We start from the raw sequence: 256 nt of genomic DNA on the forward strand, positions 1-256 counted from the left end.
TTCTTCTGTAAAGGTTTCTTCTGTTACACGGTAGTTCGGATCTTGTTTTGCCATTCCGTACAAGAGAGCGTTATCTGTAGTGAGCGCATCACCTTGACCAGCTTTTAGCGCTGTGAAGGCTTCTGCGTAGTTTTCGAATTCAAGAATTTCTGCATCCGGTGCACTCGCACGAATGTTTTTAGCGGAAGTAGAGCCTTTGGCTGTCACGACCTTCATTCCTTTTTTCAGGTCTTTAATGCCATTGATGCTGCTATCC

Annotated in this window: 1 protein-coding gene; it reads right to left on the bottom strand. The window is 44.9% G+C overall.

What is annotated here, in order from left to right:
- Positions 1 to 256 (bottom strand): type 2 periplasmic-binding domain-containing protein (locus tag SB773_RS33075; protein WP_486304325.1); only part of this gene is annotated, 256 nt, incomplete at both ends.

The sequence above is a fragment of the Bacillus sp. SIMBA_074 genome (assembly GCF_046534555.1).
In the GTDB taxonomy this organism is placed as follows: domain Bacteria; phylum Bacillota; class Bacilli; order Bacillales; family Bacillaceae_G; genus Bacillus_A; species Bacillus_A mycoides.